A 17,772-nucleotide genomic window follows, 5' to 3' on the forward strand; every position below is an offset into this window, starting at 1 on the left:
GACCAACCCTCGACACCGCACCGCGACCGTCCCGCACCGCACTGCGGCGAGGCGTCCGATGACCATCAGCCCGACCGCGCCCCTGATCCAGGCGCCCACGCTTCCGCGCTGGTACGCGGCAGCCCCGCGCACCACTCGCCACCGACCGACAACATCCCATCAGGAGGAACGATCATGTCCCAAGCTGACATCCTCGCCGGTCTCGCCGTCATCCTCGAAGAGGTCGCCGGTGTCGACCCGGCCGACGTGACGGCCGACAAGACCTTCATCGACGACTTGGACGTGGACTCGCTGTCCATGGTCGAGGTGGTCGTCGCCGCGGAGGAGAAGTTCGGGGTGAAGATCCCGGACGACGACGTGAAGACCCTCAAGACCGTCGGTGACGCGGTCTCCTACATCCAGCGGGCAGGTGTCGCGGCGTGACCACGCCCCCCAGGCAGGTCGTCGTCACCGGCCTCGGGGCTACTACTCCCCTCGGTGGCGATGTCGCCTCGACGTGGGAGGGTCTGCTCTCGGGCCGCTCCGGCGTCCGGCGTCTCACCGAGGGCTGGGTCGAGCAGCTCCCGGTCCATATCGCCGCGCCGCTGGCGGTCGAGCCGCCGCTGGGTCGGGTCGAGGCTCGTACCCTCGACCGCAGCCAGCAGATGGCTCTGACCGCCGCGCGTGAGGCGTGGGCTGACGCGGGCTCACCCGAGGTCGACCAGGAACGCCTCGCCGCGTGTGTGGCCTCGGGGATCGGGGGCGTGCTCACCCTGCTCCACCAGCATGACGTGATCCGGGAGAAGGGCCCCCGGCGGGTATCCCCGCACCTGGTGCCGATGCTCATGCCGAACGGCCCGGCCAGCACCGTGGGCCTGGCGTTCGGCGCGAAGGCGGGGGTGCACGCCCCGGTCAGCGCGTGCGCCTCCGGCTCGGAGGCCATCGCGCTGGCGCTGGACATCATCCGGGCCGGGCGCGCCGACGTCGTGATCGCCGGCGGTACCGAGGCGGCGATCTCGGCGCTGACCATGGCCGGCTTCGCGCAGATGCAGGCGCTGTCCCGCCGCAACGACGCACCCGAGGCCGCCTCCCGTCCGTTCGACAAGGCGCGGGACGGCTTCGTGCTCGGCGAGGGCGCGGCAATCCTCATCCTCGAGGCGGCCGAGCACGCGGCCGCCCGCGGTGCCCGGGTCCACGGCACCCTGGCCGGCGCCGGCATCAGCTCGGACGCCTACCACATCGCCGCGCCGGAGCCGACCGGTGCCGGCGCGGCCCGGGCGATCCGGGCGGCGCTGCGGTCCGGCTCGTTGGAACCCCGTGACGTCGTCCACGTCAACGCCCACGCCACGTCCACCCCCGCCGGTGACGCGGCGGAGGCGCTGGCGTTGCGCAGCGCCTTCGGTGACCACATCGACGAGATCGCGGTGACGTCGACCAAGTCGACCACCGGGCACCTGCTCGGTGCCGCCGGCGCGGTAGAGGCCGTGTTCAGCGTCCTGGCGCTGCGGGAGCACCTGGTTCCCGCGACGCGCAACCTCGACGCTCTCGACGACGAGATCGCGCTCGACGTCGTGCGGATCGACAACCGGACCATCCGCCCGGGCGCCGCGCTGTCGAACTCGTTCGGGTTCGGCGGTCACGACATCTGCCTGGCCTTCACCGCCTGACCGTCGGCAGGCTGGTCGGCTGGTCGGCTGGTCAGACGTCCACCGCCCGCACCACCACCAACCGATGTCACCCGCGGCGGCGCCGGCCACCCCACCGCCGCCGCGGCACCGCCCGCCGTTTCGGCGAGCGTCATGGTCGCCGGACCGAGTGCCCAGCGGAAGCCGGCGCATACCACAGGTGGTCGCGTATCGGCCTCCTGCGAAGCAGTCCGACGCCGCTCAGGCAAGGAGACGCACGGTGAGTCTGTCCACGATCGACCGAGTCGACCCCCGCACACCTCAGGCTCGGCTCGCCCGGTTTTTCGATCCAGACACCCTGTCGCTGTTCGCGGTCGGCGACCCGTCCGGAGTCGTTGCCGGGCAAGGGCTTGTCGGCGGGAACGAGGTTGTCGCCTTCGCGACAGATCCGACGGTACAGGGTGGCGCGATGGGGCGCGACGGCTGTGCCCGCATCGTTCATGCCATCGAGTCCGCCGTCCGGATGAACTGCCCGGTCGTCGGGATTTGGCACTCGGGAGGCGCCCGGCTTCAGGAGGGTGTCGCCTCGCTTGACGGAGTCGGCCGGATCTTCGCCGCCACGGTGCGGGCCTCCGGCCGGATCCCGCAGCTCTCGCTCGTGCTCGGGGCCGCCGCCGGCGGAGCCGCCTACGGGCCGGCCCTGACCGACATCGTCATCATGGGCCCAGGGGCGAAGGTGTTCGTCACCGGCCCGGACGTGGTGCGTTCGGTGACCGGTGAGGAATGCACCGCCGACAGCCTGGGTGGGCCGGACGTGCACTCCAGGCGCAGCGGCGTCGTGCACGTGACCTGCGACTCCGAGGACGAGGCCGTGGAGCGGACCCGGGCGGTCGCGGTGCTGCTGGCCGATCAGCGCGACATCGGCCCCGTCACCGGACGCGAGCTCGGGGAACTGCTGCCCGACAATCCTCGGCGGGCCTACGACGTGCGCCCGCTCGTGAAGGCGGTGCTCGACGACGAGGACGAGGCCGTCGAGCTCCACCCGAGGTGGGCGCCGAACATCGTGACGGTGCTGGGGCGCCTCGGCGGACGTACCATCGGGGTGGTCGCGAACAACCCGCTGCGCCGTGGTGGATGCCTCGACGCGACCTCGGCCGAGAAGGCCTCCCGGTTCGTCCGGATGTGCGACTCCTTCGGTGTTCCGTTGGTCGTGCTCGTTGACGTGCCCGGTTACCTGCCGGGTGTGGGCCAGGAATGGGAAGGCGTGGTCCGGCGGGGAGCGAAGCTGCTCTACGCCTTCTCCGAGTGCACCGTGCCGCGCGTCACCGTCGTGACCCGCAAGGCGTACGGCGGAGCGTACATCGCGATGAACGCCAGCAGCCTGGGCGCGACCGCCGTGTATGCCTGGCCGACCGCCCAGGTCGCCGTCATGGGCGCCGAGGCCGCCGTCGRCATTCTGCACCGCCGCAAGCTCGCCGAGGTCCCGGCCCAGCRCCGCCCCAGCGTCCTGGCGGAGCTGACCGAGGAGCACATCCGCACCGTCGGTGGCATCGACCGCGCCGTGGAACTCGGCGTCGTCGACGCGGTCGTCACCCCCGCCGCCACCCGGGGCGCGGTTGCCTCCGCCCTCGCCGACGCACTGACCCGTTCCCGCCCCGACAAGAACGTGCACGGCAACATCCCCCTGTAACATCCGGATCCCTGTTACCGGATCCCTGTTATCAGAGCCATTCTGTTACGAGAGTCCACCCTGGAGGAAAATGTTTACCTGATGCGAAATAACGATCTGCCGGCCGGCGTTGCCCTCCCTGGAGGTGCACGTATGACCCTGCAGATGGAGAAGGTAGCCGGTTCGGCATCGAAGGCGACAGGTGGCACGTTCGCTGCCCTGCGGGTGCCGAACTTCCGGCTCTTCCTCGGCGGCCAGATCGTTTCACTCTGCGGGACATGGATGYAGACCATCGCCCTCGRCTGGCTGKTCCTCTCGCTCGGCGCCTCCGGCACGGCGCTCGGCCTGGTCACCGCCGCCCAGTTCCTGCCGGTGCTGTTCTTCGGGCCCTACGGCGGTCTGCTCGCCGACCGGACGGACCGGCGCCGCCTGCTGATCTGCACGCAGGTGGGCTCCGGACTCGCCGCGCTGGCACTGGGCATCCTCGACCTCACCGGTACGGCCCAACTCTGGATGGTCGGGGTGGCCGCCGCGCTCATCGGCCTGTGCAACGCCATTGACAACCCGGCCCGGCAGAGCTTCGTCCAGGAGATGGTCGGGCCGGAGCACCTTCCGAACGCGGTCACCCTGAACTCGGTCGCGATAAACGCGGCGCGCATCGTCGGCCCGGCGATCGCCGGCGTCGTCATCGTGCTCGCGGGCACCGCCGGCTGTTTCCTCATCAACGCGGCCTCCTTCGGCGCGGTCCTGTTCGCCCTGCACCGCATGGACATCTCAGCGCTGTATGATCATCCGCCGATACACCGGGCGCCGGGGCAGCTGCGGGCCGGCTTCGCCTACGTGCGCCGCACGCCGGCGCTGCGCGTACCGTTGGTCATGATGGTGATGATCGGCACGCTGTCCTACGAGTTCCAGGTCGTGCTGCCGCTCCTGGCCCGGGAGACCTTCGGGGGMACCGCGGCCACGTACAGCCTGATGACCTCGGCCATGGGGGCGGGCGCGGTCGTCGGCGGCCTGCTGGTCGCCCGCCGCCGCCGGATCGGGCCCCGAGCGCTGAGCCTGACCGCGATGACCTTCGGTGTCATCCTGCTGCTCGCCGCCGCCGCGCCGACGCTGCCACTCGAGATCGCGACGATGGTGCTGCTGGGCGCGACGAGCGTCGCCTTCATCTCGACCGGGAACGCCACGGTCCAGCTCTCGGCCGACCCGGCGATGCGTGGGCGGGTGATGGCGCTGTGGTCGGTCGCGTTCCTCGGCACAACGCCGGTCGGCGGCCCGATCGCCGGCTGGGTCGCCCAGGCCTTCGGCGCGCGCGCCGGGTTGCTCCTGGCCGCGGGTGCGGCCATCGGCGCGGCGTTGTACGCCTTCGGCTCCCTTCGGGCCACGGCCGTGAAAGGCATGGCCGTGAAAGGCATGGCCGTGAAAGGCATGGCCGTGAAGGCCACGGCCATGAAGGGCACGCGCCCGGACCCGGGTCGGCTCAGTCCGATCCGGCCCCGGGTGCCGCCTCGGCGGGGCTGACGGCCGCCCGGCCGAGGTCGGGGAGCGTGTGCAGCTCATGGGTCTGCCCGCGATGAGCCTGGACCGCGTTGGAATGATAGCTCTCGGCGACAGCAAGGAAGTCGGGCTCGTGGTAACGGCGGCCGTCGACGGTGGGGCCCAGGTACCCCTCCATGATGGCCTCCACATCCTCACCAGTGATCGTCTTGTGGGTCTCCAGCGCGTGGGTGAGGGCCAGGATCTCCCGCCGGTTCGCGGCGAGCACCTCCTCGGTACGGGCATAGAGCTCCCGAAGTTTGCCCTCGACCTGCTCGCCGAACGGCCGGTCGGCGTCGATGGAGGCGTTACCCATCTCCTGTTCCAGCATGGACAGGCGCGAGGCCAGGGTCTCCCCCATCGCCGCCGAGGAGATGAAGTTGGCCACGAGCAGGGTCGCGCTGCGCAGGTCGCCGCCGACACCGACGGTATTGTCCCCCTCGAAGAACATTCGTTCGCCGACGAGCGAGGCGAGGGAGACCATCACCTGCACCTCGATCTCGGACTTCCACATGAACATGCGGTCCTCGACCGCGACGTGCGCCACGAACCCGCCGACGCCACCGCGGCGTTCGATGGTGGCGAGGTCGATCACCCGCCCACGCTGCATCCGGTAGGCGACGACGGCGTGGCACGCCTCGTGCAGGGCGATGCTGTGCCGTTCCCGGTCGATGTGCTCGTGGTCGTCGGCGAGGCCGTATTCCTTGATCACCCTGGCCCGGAGCATGTCCTGCCAGGTGATGACCTCCCGGCCGTCCTTCACCGCCTGGACCAGGGCCTCGTTGACGGTGTCCTTGATGGTCGCCCCGGTGGCCTCCGGGCTCATGATGGCCAGCCGGTCGATCTGATCCGGCGTGAGCTCGTGGCGCACCTTCGACAGATAGCCCTCGAAAGTGCGGATCCGCCCCTCCTTGCTGGGATAGCCCACCTTGTACTGCCGGTCGATGCGGCCGGGGCGCAGCAGTGCCTCGTCAAGCGACTGCGGCATGTTCGTCGCCATCATGACGAGGATGCGGTATTTGGGCGGTGGCTTGGGCCGCATGCCCAACGTCCGGCGCACCACCCGGTTGAGGAAGCCCCGCGGCTTCTTCAGGCCGGACATCTCGGTGAGCAGCGCCTGCAGGGTGCCGTCGAAACCGCCGCCGCCCCCGCCCATCACGAACTGCTCACGGGTGATCTCCGCGCGGGCCGCCTCGCTCAGGTAGGACAGGCCGTTGCACAGGTCCCCCRGACCGCCCTCGCCCACCGATCCGGGCCGGCCGGCGAACCGGCGCCCGGCGCCGGTCGGGAACGCACTCGCCGAGACCCGTCCCGCCGGGGCCGCGCTCACCGGGACGAATGCGGGCGACCCGGAACGGGCAAGCCACGACCGGGCACCGGTTCCGGCCCCGCGGCCGAATCCCCCGGCGAGCTGACCCCGGCTCCCCAGCGTGTCGGCCTCGTCAAAGAAGACGATCACCCCGCCATAACGCAGGGAGAGCTTGCGCAGCTTGCGGAACAGCGATTTCACCTTGAGGATGCCGACCCCGATGAACATCGCTTGGAAGGCACCCGGGTCGACGAACACGAAGGGCTTCCCGGTCTCTCCCGCGACCGCCTCGGCGATGAGGGTCTTGCCGGTGCCCGGCGGCCCCCAGAGCAGGATACCGCCGGGAACATGACCACCCCGGCTCTCGATCTCCTCCGGCCGCTCCAGGTAGAAAACGTTCTCCTTCACCCGGCTGACAACGTGGTCCTGCCCCCACACGTCGGCGAAGCGGGTAGTGATGTCCTCGGGGAAGTAGACGTCGACGCCGCCCTTGGACAGGAACCAGAACATCACGACGAACTGGCCAACGACGAGGGCCATGAGCAGGACGATCTGCAGGACCGCCGGGATGGCCTTCCAGACGGCGCCGGGGACGTTCACCATCGCGTCGAAGACCGAGGTATCGGCCAGGCGGGCGTAGACGAACAGGGCGAGCGCGGCCCCGACGATCCACTTCAGCGCACGGCTGACCCGGTACCGGTTCCAGTCGTTGAGCCGCAGCAACCGACGCTCGGCCTGCCCGAAGACCCGATCGGTCCAGAAGACGTAGTAGCCCGACCACCRTTCGCCCAGGAACATGTGGAGCTGGTGCACCAGTTCCACGCCCAGCAGGGCCAGGACCCACCAGCTGTTCCTGGCCTGGATGCGGATCGAGTCGGCCCACGTCATCAACGGGTTGCCGGACACGTCGGCCGCCACGACGAAGACGAAGACCGCCCCGAGCAGGAGYAGGAACTTCACCCGGTCCCAGAAGGCGAGGGGACGGCGGCGTGGCTTGCCGGCGGTCGCGCTCGCCGGCTTCGCATCCGTGCCACCGGGGTCGGGACCAGCCAGACCGGCGGCATTCGGCTTCGGGTCCCCGCCGTCGGCGGTCCCACCTGCCTGGTCTCTCACGCCCATGACTACTGACCTCGGTCCGTCGGCTCGATCGTGAAGGACTTGGCGACATCGCCGATCTGCTGACCATGCGTGGCGTAACACAGCGACGAACACGCGAGGATCAGCTGGTAGAGCACTCGCTGCCCGTTGTCGAGCAGGCTCGTCTGGTCAATGGTGACCAGCCCGGCCTGGGTCTGCACCTGGTAAACGAGGTGCACCCCGTGCACACCATCCTTCTTGTGCACAACCTCGTCCGCGAGTAGCAGGAAGTTCGGCGTCAGCCGCGCACCGTAGGGGTTCTGCCGCACGGCCTGCTCCTGCGCGGCCACCGCGTCGTCGACGGAGAGGACGAAGTTGCGCAGATCGTTGGTGGAGACCGCGTTGGCCTCCTCCGGGAGCAGGTGGYGAACCTGGACGAACCCCTTCGGCTGCGTTGCGTCCGGCACGAGGAGCCGGGTGTTGTCGAACCGCTGGGCCGCGTCGATGCCGACGACCCATTCCCGCGACATGAGACCGCGCAGCATCTCGGGGCTGACATTGCGGGCGTCGATCCCGAAAAGCGCAGGTCCGGGCATCTCCTGGTGATTCCACCCGGTCGGGACACGCACAAACGCGCCGTCCTTCTTGTTGGTTACGTATTCGTAACTCGGCGAGCCGCAGGCAGCGGCGGCGAGGAACACCGAGACGATTACGCTGAGCAGCAGCAGGGTGCCAGGGGCGGACTTTCGGCGCGGACGTGTCATCCGACGTCGAGCCTCCACGGCGAACCTCCAGCTTCGCGAGGTTGAACACATGGTGCGGCGCCGGGCCATGGTCCTTTGCTTTCCTTCGAAAAGTGTGACTCAGGACGGGGTCGACCTACGCAACCTTCGCCAAAAAGAGAGGAAGTACATACCCTCCGCTGTCGGATGCTCCGGGTGCCCGACGCCACTCCGGCACRCCGAACCCCGATTCGGTGACCGCAGGAGTCAAGGAGATCACAATAAGTCATGATCTTCCTGCGGGGCAACACGAACGCCAACCTGGAGGTGGACGCCGCTGCCCGGGCCTCGGATCGGCGTGTGCGGCATACCCCGATCCCCCCGTGGTCGAACCAACGTCCCCGGGCATACCGCACGYCTCCTCCAGATCGGGCGCCGGATCGGGCGCCGGGCCGGGCGAAACGCCATCCCGGGTGAGGCACCGTGGCCGCACTCGGACGGTGCGGCCACGGTCGGGCCGAACGCGGCATCCCAGGCACACTGTCGGTATGGCGCACTATCGGCATGGTCGTAAGGTTCCCGCGCTTCGTCCCGCGCGGCGGCACCTCATCGGCGGACTGACGGTGGTCGCGGTGTTCGTCCTGGTGGGGCTGGCCGCCTGGAACCCGATCGCGGCCCTGCCAGCACTCGCCGCGATMCTCATACTCGGCGTGATCGACTGGGTCGTCGTGACGGCCTCCCCCACCTCCGGCGACCTGCCCTCCGGACCTGCCGCGTTCACCGGGGACGAACCCGGCTGGGAGGGCGGGATGGACACACCGACGCAGGTGCTGCCGCGACTGACCTTCGGATACGCGCGGGCGTCGGCGCGTGGCGAGGAGTACGCGGAGCCGGACCAGGACGCGGTGCGCACCATGGCGATCGACATGCGCGGCTACCTCGACGAGGCGGGTCCGGGCCGGATGGGCTGAGCGGGTCCGGTCCCCGCCCGCGCCCGCGCCAGGAGGCCGAGCACGGCCGACGTCGCCGCGCGCGCAGCCGCGGCCTCCCGCTCACCATCCGTACCCCCCTCGCCTCCGCCCTCCTCACCGTGGGCACCGCCCGCGTTCCGGCCGGCGGCCAGACCAACCAGGAACGCGGTGAGTGGCGCCGCGGGACGCGCGACCCCGTGGGCGACGTCGCGCGCGAGATCGAGGACGGCGCCCACGTCGATCCGTGCCGCGTCGAGGCCGAGCTCGGCGCAGACGTCCGACACCCACTGCGCCAGGACGTCCCGCTCCAGGAGGTTCTTGTCCCGAACGTTCTTGTCCCGAACGTTGCCGGCACCCGAGCCGACGGCCGCGGCGGGCGGCGGGCGATGACGTCCGGCCTCCGGGGGCGGCGGATCCGCCGAAGCCCGATGATCGGACCACGACTGGTGATCAGGCTGCTGGTCATCGGCGGAGGTCATAGGCCTATCGTGCCGGGCCGGGCCACGCTCGCCCACCGCGGCCCAGCTGCGGGCCCGCGCCACATCCGCCGGTTCGTCGCAGTCGAGGCAGGTCCGGGCGTGCGCCCGGACCGCGGTCACCGGACGGTCTGCGAACAGRCCGCGCACCGGGCGCCCGATCGGATCGGCGGGTAGCGCCGCCCACAGCGAGGCCGTCCGCCACACCGCGGCCAGAAACTGCCGGCGGCCGTCCGGGTCGACCAGCAGCGCGGCCTGCGCCGCGGGGTCCGCGACCCCGCGGCGCAGCAGCGCGATCTCCCGGCCGGTCAGGAACGGCAGGTCGGCGGCGAGGACGGCGACGAACGGTGTGGTGATCTCGACAAGGCCGGCGGCGATCGCCGCGACCGGTCCCCCGCCGGGCGGATCCTCCCGACACCAGCGCACCCGACCAGGCGGAATCGGATCGACGGCCAGGTCGCGCCGGGGACCGACGATGACCACCCGTTCGGCGTCCAACACCGCGGACAGCACCCGCTCGAGCAGGGTGGAACCGCCGACCATCACCGCCGGCTTGTCCCGGCCGCCGAGCCGGCGCGCCCCACCCCCGGCCAGCACCAGGGCACTCCAACCCGCGGGGACACCGGCATACGACCCGGACCGGGCCACCGTCATCCGCCGATCGCGGACATCGGCCGGTCCGGCTGCCGAAAGGTCGGTTCGTCGATGCCGTGCCCCGCCTTCTTGCCCCGCACGGCCGCCCGCCACAGAGCCGCGAGCCGCTCGTCGTCCGCGCCGGCACGCATGGGGGTCCGCAGATCGCTCTCCCGCCGGGCGAACAGACAGTCACGTACCTGGCCGTCGGCGGTCAGCCGGACCCGGTCACAGGCCGCGCAGAACGGCGCCGACACCGAGGCGATCACCCCCACCCRCCCGGGCCCACCGTTCACCTCGAACAACTCGGCGGGCGCACTGCCGCGGCCCGGCAGCGGCGTGAGGGTGAACTCCGCCCGCAGGCAGGCAAGGATCTCGCCGGCCGTCACCATCGTGTCCCGACGCCACGCGTGCTGCGCATCCAGCGGCATCTGCTCGATGAACCGCAGCTCGTAGCCCTCCCGCAGACACCAGCGCAGTAACCGGGGGGCTTCGTCGTCGTTGACGCCCCGAACGAGGACGCTGTTGACCTTGACCGGGGTGAACCCGCTCGCGGCGGCGGCGGACAGTCCTGCCAGCACGTCACCGAGCCGCTCCCGGCGGGTGATCCGGACGAACCGGTCCGCGTCCAGCGTGTCCAGGGAGACGTTGATCCGGTCCAGACCGGCGGCCCGCAGCGGGCCCGCCAGGCGGGCCAGGATCAGACCGTTCGTGGTGACGGACAGTTCGGGCCGCGGCCGCAGGGCCGCAAGCCGCGCCACCAGCTCCACCAGACCCGGACGCAGCATGGGCTCACCGCCGGTGAGGCGAACCTCGGTCACGCCGAGCCGCCCAACCGCGACGCCAACCAGCCGGACTACCTCGTCGTCGGTCAGCATCCGCTCGCCAGGGAGCCACGCGAGTCCCTCGGCCGGCATGCAATAGGTACACCGGAGGTTGCAGCGGTCCGTCAACGACACCCGCAGGTCCGTCGCGATGCGACCATGGGTGTCGGTGAGGCTCATTCCTCCAGGGTAAGAGCCGTTCGTCTGAGTCGCGGCTCGTCCCGAGTCGGGCCACGCGGCGGCGGACTCACCGGCGGGACGCGATCGGGACGGAGAGGCCACGACGTGGGCAGTCGGACCGTGGCCGCCCCGATCGCCTGCGAGACTACAACTCGTGCGGTCGACGGACGTCCGCGGTCACTGGGCGGCGGTTCGGCCCACGGCACCGCGGCAGGGTCGGCGGGGTCGGCGGGGTCGGCAAGGTCAGAACATCGGTAGGGGAGGGCTCGGCGATGCAGGTCTTCGGGGTTGACGTCGGCGGAAGCGGAATCAAGGGCGCTCCGGTCAACGTCGAGGACGGGTCGCTGGCCGCGCCCAGGTTCCGGCTGGCGACTCCGCAGCCGGCCGAGCCCACCGCGGTGGCCGCGACCGTGGCGGAGGTGGTTGGCCGCTTCGGCTGGTCGGGACCGGTGGGAGCCACCCTGCCCGCAGTGGTCAAGAACGGGGTGGCGCTCACGGCGGCGAACATCGCCCCGTCCTGGATCGGCACCGACGTGGTGTCCCTGTTCGCCGAGGCGCTGGGCGGGTCGGCCGCCGCCACGGGCCCGGTGGACATCACCGTGATGAACGACGCGGACGCGGCGGGCATCGCCGAGATGACCTTCGGCGCCGGACGCGACACCACCGGCCTGGTCGTCGTGACGACGTTCGGAACCGGGATCGGTACCGCGCTGTTCCTCCACGGCCAGCTCGTGCCCAACACCGAACTCGGCCACTTGGAGATCTCCGGGCACGACGCGGAGACCAGGGCGTCCGATGCGGCCCGGGAACGCGAGGGCCTCTCCTGGGAGAAGTGGGCCAAACGGGTGACCAGGTACCTCAACACCATCGAGGCGCTGCTCTGGCCCGACCTCATCATCATCGGTGGTGGGGTGAGCAAGAGAGCGGACAAATACCTCGACCAGCTCGAGGTGCGTACCCGAGTGATCCCCGCGCAACTCCAGAACGAGGCAGGCATCGTCGGCRCCGCCATCTCCGGCCTGGTCGACCAGAACCGGCCCCGACCGGCTGCCCGGCCCGCCCGCCGCCGAGGTCCCGCGACCCGCCCCCCGGGCGGCAGGCGACCATAATCCACCGGTCGCGAGTCCACTCGTCCCGGATCCGGACGTTCCGGGACTGCCCGAACAGGCCCAACACGGTCAGACTGTGCGTGTCGCCCGCCGCCACGCCCGCGACCGACGCCATCGATGGCAGGCTGTCAGCTACCGGGACGCACAGGCCGAAGGCGGGTTGACGCATCATGCTGACATCCGCTCCCATGCGCGTCCGGCGCAACGGTCCGCCCGCCGCGGCACGGCGACAAGCGGTACGGCTTCGACGGAGGAGGAGGCGCCATGCGCGAGCTGCGGGCGGTCGCACTCAGCGAGGACGGCGGCTACCTCGTGCTCACCGACGCGAACGGCAGGACGGACGGCGAGCAGTTCCGGGTGCCCGTGGACGACCGGCTGCGCGCGGCCCTGCGCGGTGTGCGTCGCAGCGAGGTGCGTACCGAGAGCGCGCTCACCCCACGGGAGATCCAGGCCAGGCTGCGCGCCGGGGAGACCGCGGCGGAGGTGGCCAGGGCCGCCGGGATCCCGGTGGAACGGGTGGAGCGCTATGAGGGTCCCGTCCTCGCCGAACGTGCCAGGGTCGTGCAGGAGGCGCGGGCCGCGCTGCTCCCCAAGGATCCGGGGGGCGTGCCGGGACGGCCGTTGGGCGAGGTCGTCGACGCGCGGCTGATGGGAGCCCAGGACAATCCGGCCGCGGCGCAGTGGGACGCGTGGCGCCGCGTCGACGGCATCTGGCTCGTCCAGCTCACCTCGGAAAGCCGCTGCGCCCGCTGGACGTGGGATCCGGTGGTGCGCCGGGTGCGCCCACATGACGACGCGGCCCGCACTCTTGTGGCGCCGGAGACGGCAGAGCAGCCGGCGCCGGTGCCCGCACCGTCATCCGTACCATCATCGTCGGCGGCGCTGCGGGCGGCGGGGCCAGCGCTCACCCTTGTGCACGACCAGGGCATCCCCGCCACCCCGGCCACCCCGGTCCAGCCGATGGTCGCTGCGATGGCGGAATCGGGCCTGCCGCCGGGAACACCGGCCCCGCAGCACGGCCTCCCCGAGCGACAGTACCCTCCGCCCGCGGCCCTGCCCTCCCACCCGGCCGCGTCGTATCCCGGGGATAACGCATATCCCGGGGATAACGCGTATCCCGGGGACACCGCGGGCGGTGGGATCGCGCCCGGGGCACCCGGGTCGCCCGGGTCGCCCGGGTCGCCCACCCGTCCGGAGACGATCCAGGCGGCCGAACCGCAACCCGTGGTCGCGGACACCCGATCCGCGGACACCCGAGCCGTGACCCCCTGGTCCGTACCTGCCCGGTCCGCAGACCCAGCGGCCCCGGGAGACCCGCGCGCGGTGGAGCGGAAGGCCGCCCGGGCCGAGGAAGCCGAGTCCCTGGATCGTCCCGTCCGGCCCGAACCGATCCGCGGCGAGGTCGCTCGCCGGACGGCCGCGACGGGGCGAGGCGTTCCCGGCAGCCGCCCCAGGGTGGGGTCCGCGTCCGGGACCGGACGATCAGGAGTGCATTCCCGACCGGCCGTCGCGCCGGCCGGTCCGCAGCCCGTGACATCCGCCACGTCTCCCACCGGGGCAGCCGCCAAGCTGCCGGTCCCGGGCTCGGCGCAGGTGCCTCCCGTCGCCGGCGGGGAGCGGGGCGGGACAGCCGCCGCGGCCCCGGCCGGACCGGAGCCGTCGGCCCCAGACGTCGGTACGGCAGCGCGATCCGCTCCCGCCGAACCGGCCGCGCTAGCGGGCACCGATGCCGCCGCAGCCGCCGCGGCCGCCGTGACCTCGGCACCAGCCGCCCGAGCCGCCGGATCCGGCACAGATTCCACGCCCGGGGCGCGCCGCACGGCAGCCCGGCGGGAAGCCCGGCGGGAAGCCCCCGCCAAGGCTCCCTCCGCGCAGACGGAGGATGCGCCGGACGGGACCGACGAGATGACCGTAGACACATCGAGCGCCTCCGCTGCGTCACGGGCACGCCCGAGTAACACCGCCCGTGGGAACGAACGTCCGGCAGGCGGTCGACGCGGACGCAAGTCAGTGCCAGCATGGGACGACATCGTCTTCGGTGCCCGACGTCCCTGATCAGACGACCGGGCGTCCGAGACGGGTACCCGTTCGTGGTATGGAGGACCACGGACACCACGCCGCTCTGGATGCAACGACGCCACGAGAGCCGGCTGTGAGTAAACCGTCACATGGTCAGTTGGAACGTCTGACCGCCTAACACAGTTGGAGTAGATGTGACAGGGACTATCACGAAGCCGACGCTGACCAATCTTGATCGTTGCGACCGGTGCGGTGCCCAGGCCTACGTGCGGGTCGTGCTGCCCGGGGGCGGCGATCTCCTGTTCTGCCGGCACCACGCGAAGTCGCACGACTCGAAGCTGCGTGAGATGGCTGTTGAGTATCACGACGAGACCGACAAACTCAGCGTGTCCTGAACTCGGCCGCCCAGGCACCCTGAAGGGGCACATCACGATCTAGCGATGTGTCCCTTTTGGCGTATCCAGGATCCCTGACCACTTCCCTCGCCGCTGGCCGGCGGCCCATCCGTTACTCCGGGCGGCCTCCGCCGCGATCATCCACTCCGTTCCCGGGTGCCCTTCGGCACCCGGGAACGCCAGGCCATACGGTGGGGGCCGTGTCCGCCGCGGGAAACAAAACACCGGCTCCCGTGGCATCGTCCCCGGTGAGCGGCCGCTGGATGGTGTTGCTGCGCAGGGTGGTCGTCGAGGTGAATCCCGGGCTGCTAACGCGGGCCAGAGACCGTCACGCCGCGACCTGGACCGCCATCCGGCGCAGCACGCTGTTCCACCGGCTGGATCGCCAGCGCCGCCGGCTGCCCCGAGGACCCCTGCGACTGGCCCATCGGACCATCACCAATGCCTGGCGGCACCGGGTCCTGGGGCTTGCGGCCGAGGCGGGATTCTGGCAGCTGCTGTCCCTGCCCCCACTCCTGCTGTCGTTGTTGGGAACGCTCGGCTACGTCGGTGACGCCATCGGAGCCGACGCCCTCGACAGCGCCCGGCAGAGCATCCTTCACGGCGCCGGCGGCCTGCTGACCGAATCGGTGGTCGACGACGCGGTGCGCCCGACCATCGACCAGATCCTCTCCCGTGGCCGACCGGATGTGATCTCCATCGGTTTCGTGCTGTCCCTGTGGACCGGGTCGACCGCGATGGCGACCTTCGTCAACACCATCACCATCGCCTACGGCCAGCGCGAGCTGCGCTCGGCGGTACGCAGCCGGCTCCTGGCGCTGTGGCTGTTTCTCGCCCAAGTGGCCAGCGGGGTCATCCTCCTGCCGGCGCTGGTCCTGGGGCCCGAACTGATCTCGCGGATCTTCGACGCCAGTCGCCATCCCCTCGTCAGTACCCTGATCACACTGCTTTACTGGCCGGTCGTGGGACTCGTGGCCCTGGCGATGCTGACCTCGCTGTACCACCTCTCGCTGCCGGTACGCCGACCCTGGTGGCGGGCGCTGCCCGGAGCGATCCTCGCGCTCGTCTGCTGGCTCGTGGGCAGCGGCGTGCTGCGGTACTACCTGGAGATCGTGTTCAGTCACGAACTGGTCTACGGCTCGCTCGGATCACCGGTGGCGGCGCTGCTGTTCTTCTACATCACCGCGCTGGCCGTGTTGTTGGGCGCGGAGCTCAACGCGGCGCTGGACGAGCAGCCACCGCGCCGCCGGGGCAGCCACTCGGCGCTGAACGCCTTGAGGCCGCCTCAATAGGTGCAGGACACCCCGCCCGCGTCACCCGGGACGGACCTTCCCGCCGCGCTGGTCGGGGACCAGACCACCGGTACCGCGGCGGACACCGGTACCGCGGCGAAGGAGCCACCCCCCGCGCCGGCCGGGAGTGCGCCGGTGGAGCTCCCGTCGGCGACACGACCGCCGAAGGGCTTGAGGAAGGTGCCCAGCTGGGCTGGATCAGGAACTAGGACGCTCTGCCCCCCGCGGGTGCCAGCTGCCGCCGGCACCGTCGTGAACGCGACGCCGCCCGATCCGATCGACTGCATCCGCACCGCGAGAAACCGGAGGTCGGCGAGGGAGGTGGCCTCGTCGAGCGTCAGCGCCGAGGTGGCGGAGTCGACCACCCCGAGCAGCTTCGCCGGGTTGAGCAGGGTGTCCGTCGACGCGATCCGCTGGAAGACGGCACCGAGGAACTGCTGCTGGCGGCGGATGCGGTCGATGTCGCTCTCGGGTAGGCCATACCGCTGCCGGACGAAGGAGAGGGCCTGCGCCCCGTTCAGCGTGTTCTCGCCGACCTGACCGGAAAACCCGGAGTAATGGTCGTGCAGGTTGTCGAAACCCCGTGCCTTCAGCTCGGGGGGAAGCTCCTTGATGCAGACGGTGACCCCGCCGAGGGCGTCCGTCATCCCCTGGAAGCCGATGAAGTCGATCTGAACGTAGTGGTCGACCCGGATCCCGGTGAGGTTCTCGATCGTGGCCACGAGCAGGGACGGCCCGCCGTAGGAGAAGGCGGCGTTCAGCTTGGACCGCTGCGCCGCGTGCTGCGTGCCCGCCGCGTCGGTGTACGCGGGAATCCGCACCCACAGATCCCGGGGGAAGGAGATGAGAGTCGTCGAACCGTCGCCGTCGAGGTGGGCGAGGATGGTCGTGTCCGACCGCTGCCCCTCGACCTGGCCGAACTCGCCGTTGGTCCCCGTCCGAGTGTCCGACCCCACGAGCAGGATGTTCTGCGTTCCGCCCGATGCGGACGCCGGCCGGTCCGCGCTGGCGGAGAAGGCCAGCGGGATGTGATGCACCCTACCGTCGTAGTGCTTCAGCACGGCCCAGCCACCGGCCGCCAGGATCAGGACGAGGGTCGCCAACACCGCGGCCATGGCGGTGAGACCGCGCCGTAAGCCGCCCTGCCCGGGTGCCACGGGACCCTCCGGGGCCGGCCGGTCATACCGGGGCTCGGCCGCCGGGTGATCGATGGGGTACCGGCCGTAGGGATCGGGGTAGGCGCCGGGGGGTACGCGCGGCTCGTCATCATCGTGACCCCGCGGAGCGGGCCGGTGCTCCCGGCGCGGCCACTGCCCGACGGGCCAGTCCTCCTCAGGGGCCCGGCGTGGGTCCCGCGGGTCACGGACGGACCGGCCAGGCCGCTCGCCGTCCCGGCGTCCCGCCGTCGGCCCGTACCGTTCCGGACGATCCGGAGGCCAGGTCATGGCCGCGTCCTCCTCCCTCATCCACCGGGATGAGATCATCCGCGCCAGTGGCGCCGCCCGGGGTCGGCACCGTCCACCACCGGCGCGAACCCGCCGGACCACCTTGGCACGACGTGGGCGCGGACGGACCGGAACCCTCCCGGACAGTCTTTTCGATGGTGACGGGTGACGGGCGTCATGGCATTCCCGAGGGGTTGTCGGATGTACGACCTCGCAGGCCCCCGGCCGGCCCGCGGACCGTGCGGACTCCGACGGCGCCGCCCGGACCGTCCCGGCCGAGCCGAGCGGCGGCGGACCCCGGCTGACGCCGAGCATCGAGACCGGTCGCGGGCCCGATCCCGATCCTGCGATCCCGACGACAGCCACGGGTATCGGGATGCGCAACAATGATGCCGGTACCCGATGGTGTTCGCGACACGCGTAAGAGTTCGGTGATGGCGTGGGTGGGCGGGCCGAAGGCCCGGCCGGTGTTGCCGGTCGGGTGGTTTTCGGCTTGTGGGTGGGGTTAGGG

The 17,772-nt window shown here is 71.2% G+C and carries 14 protein-coding genes; 9 read left to right on the forward strand and 5 right to left on the reverse strand.

Annotated elements, in window-relative coordinates; translation table 11 throughout:
* The first annotated feature begins 174 nt into the window (after positions 1–174).
* The 4 genes from KBI5_RS06180 (at position 175) to KBI5_RS06195 (ending at position 4,794) form a co-directional block, all read left to right on the forward strand.
* Positions 175–423, forward strand: a complete 249-nt coding sequence (locus KBI5_RS06180) for an acyl carrier protein (RefSeq protein WP_011437861.1) — start codon at positions 175–177, stop codon at positions 421–423.
* A complete protein-coding gene (gene fabF / locus KBI5_RS06185; protein ID WP_011437862.1) occupies positions 420–1,646 on the forward strand; it encodes a beta-ketoacyl-ACP synthase II in 1,227 nt (408 codons plus the stop codon). The genes KBI5_RS06180 and fabF overlap by 4 nt, the downstream gene beginning before the upstream one ends.
* Positions 1,647–1,884: 238 nt before the next feature.
* Positions 1,885–3,294, forward strand: a complete 1,410-nt coding sequence (locus KBI5_RS06190) for a carboxyl transferase domain-containing protein (RefSeq protein WP_085014537.1) — start codon at positions 1,885–1,887, stop codon at positions 3,292–3,294.
* 132 nt (positions 3,295–3,426) lie between these two features.
* Positions 3,427–4,794: an MFS transporter gene (locus KBI5_RS06195; protein WP_085014538.1), complete on the forward strand. Its 1,368-nt coding sequence runs from the start codon at positions 3,427–3,429 to the stop codon at positions 4,792–4,794.
* Here KBI5_RS06195 and KBI5_RS06200 read toward each other — a convergent pair.
* The gene (locus tag KBI5_RS06200; RefSeq protein WP_085014539.1) at positions 4,754–7,237 is read right to left on the reverse strand and encodes an AAA family ATPase; all 2,484 of its coding nucleotides are present in this window, start codon (positions 7,235–7,237) and stop codon (positions 4,754–4,756) included. The genes KBI5_RS06195 and KBI5_RS06200 overlap by 41 nt on opposite strands.
* Before the next feature lie 2 nt (positions 7,238–7,239).
* Positions 7,240–7,959: a hypothetical protein gene (locus tag KBI5_RS06205; protein ID WP_085014540.1), complete on the reverse strand. Its 720-nt coding sequence runs from the start codon at positions 7,957–7,959 to the stop codon at positions 7,240–7,242.
* A 506-nt stretch (positions 7,960–8,465) separates the two neighbouring features.
* On the opposite strand from KBI5_RS06205, the gene KBI5_RS06210 reads away from it, so the two are divergent.
* Positions 8,466–8,888 carry a hypothetical protein gene (locus tag KBI5_RS06210; protein ID WP_011437867.1) on the forward strand — a complete coding sequence of 141 codons (423 nt, stop codon included), beginning with the start codon at positions 8,466–8,468 and terminating at the stop codon, positions 8,886–8,888.
* Here KBI5_RS06210 and KBI5_RS27645 read toward each other — a convergent pair.
* Both KBI5_RS27645 and moaA read right to left on the reverse strand, forming a co-directional pair.
* Positions 8,852–10,018, reverse strand: coding sequence for an NTP transferase domain-containing protein (locus KBI5_RS27645; RefSeq protein WP_235462930.1), 1,167 nt, complete (start codon positions 10,016–10,018; stop codon positions 8,852–8,854). The genes KBI5_RS06210 and KBI5_RS27645 overlap by 37 nt on opposite strands.
* Entirely contained in the window at positions 10,015–11,001 is a 987-nt protein-coding gene (moaA, locus tag KBI5_RS06220) for a GTP 3',8-cyclase MoaA (RefSeq protein ID WP_085014541.1), read from the reverse strand. Before moaA ends, KBI5_RS27645 begins: the two co-directional genes overlap by 4 nt.
* Before the next feature lie 272 nt (positions 11,002–11,273).
* Here moaA and ppgK point away from each other — a divergent pair, with 272 nt between their 5' ends.
* The 4 genes from ppgK to KBI5_RS06240 all read left to right on the forward strand — a co-directional run bounded on the left by ppgK (position 11,274) and on the right by KBI5_RS06240 (position 15,816).
* Positions 11,274–12,110: a polyphosphate--glucose phosphotransferase gene (gene ppgK / locus KBI5_RS06225; RefSeq protein WP_085014542.1), complete on the forward strand. Its 837-nt coding sequence runs from the start codon at positions 11,274–11,276 to the stop codon at positions 12,108–12,110.
* A gap of 264 nt (positions 12,111–12,374) precedes the next feature.
* Entirely contained in the window at positions 12,375–14,165 is a 1,791-nt protein-coding gene (gene sepH / locus KBI5_RS06230; RefSeq protein ID WP_023840361.1) for a septation protein SepH, read from the forward strand.
* A 158-nt stretch (positions 14,166–14,323) separates the two neighbouring features.
* Complete coding sequence (locus tag KBI5_RS06235; RefSeq protein WP_011437872.1) at positions 14,324–14,524, forward strand: hypothetical protein; 201 nt, start codon at positions 14,324–14,326, stop codon at positions 14,522–14,524.
* A 248-nt stretch (positions 14,525–14,772) separates the two neighbouring features.
* Positions 14,773–15,816, forward strand: coding sequence for a YihY/virulence factor BrkB family protein (locus KBI5_RS06240; protein WP_241882692.1), 1,044 nt, complete (start codon positions 14,773–14,775; stop codon positions 15,814–15,816).
* Here KBI5_RS06240 and KBI5_RS06245 read toward each other — a convergent pair.
* Entirely contained in the window at positions 15,810–17,261 is a 1,452-nt protein-coding gene (locus tag KBI5_RS06245) for an LCP family protein (protein WP_085014546.1), read from the reverse strand. The genes KBI5_RS06240 and KBI5_RS06245 overlap by 7 nt on opposite strands.
* Between the last annotated feature and the right edge of the window lie 511 nt (positions 17,262–17,772).

The organism is Frankia sp. KB5 (genome assembly GCF_002099325.1).
Taxonomy (GTDB): Bacteria; Actinomycetota; Actinomycetes; order Frankiales; family Frankiaceae; genus Frankia; species Frankia casuarinae.

What these genes read in the sequence shown, in the direction of transcription:
- KBI5_RS06245 (WP_085014546.1), bottom strand. Translation starts at nt 17,261, where the DNA reads ATGACCTGGCCTCCGGATCGTCCGGAACGGTACGGGCCGACGGCGGGA.
- KBI5_RS06180 (WP_011437861.1), top strand. Translation starts at nt 175, where the DNA reads ATGTCCCAAGCTGACATCCTCGCCGGTCTCGCCGTCATCCTCGAAGAG.
- sepH (WP_023840361.1), top strand. Translation starts at nt 12,375, where the DNA reads ATGCGCGAGCTGCGGGCGGTCGCACTCAGCGAGGACGGCGGCTACCTC.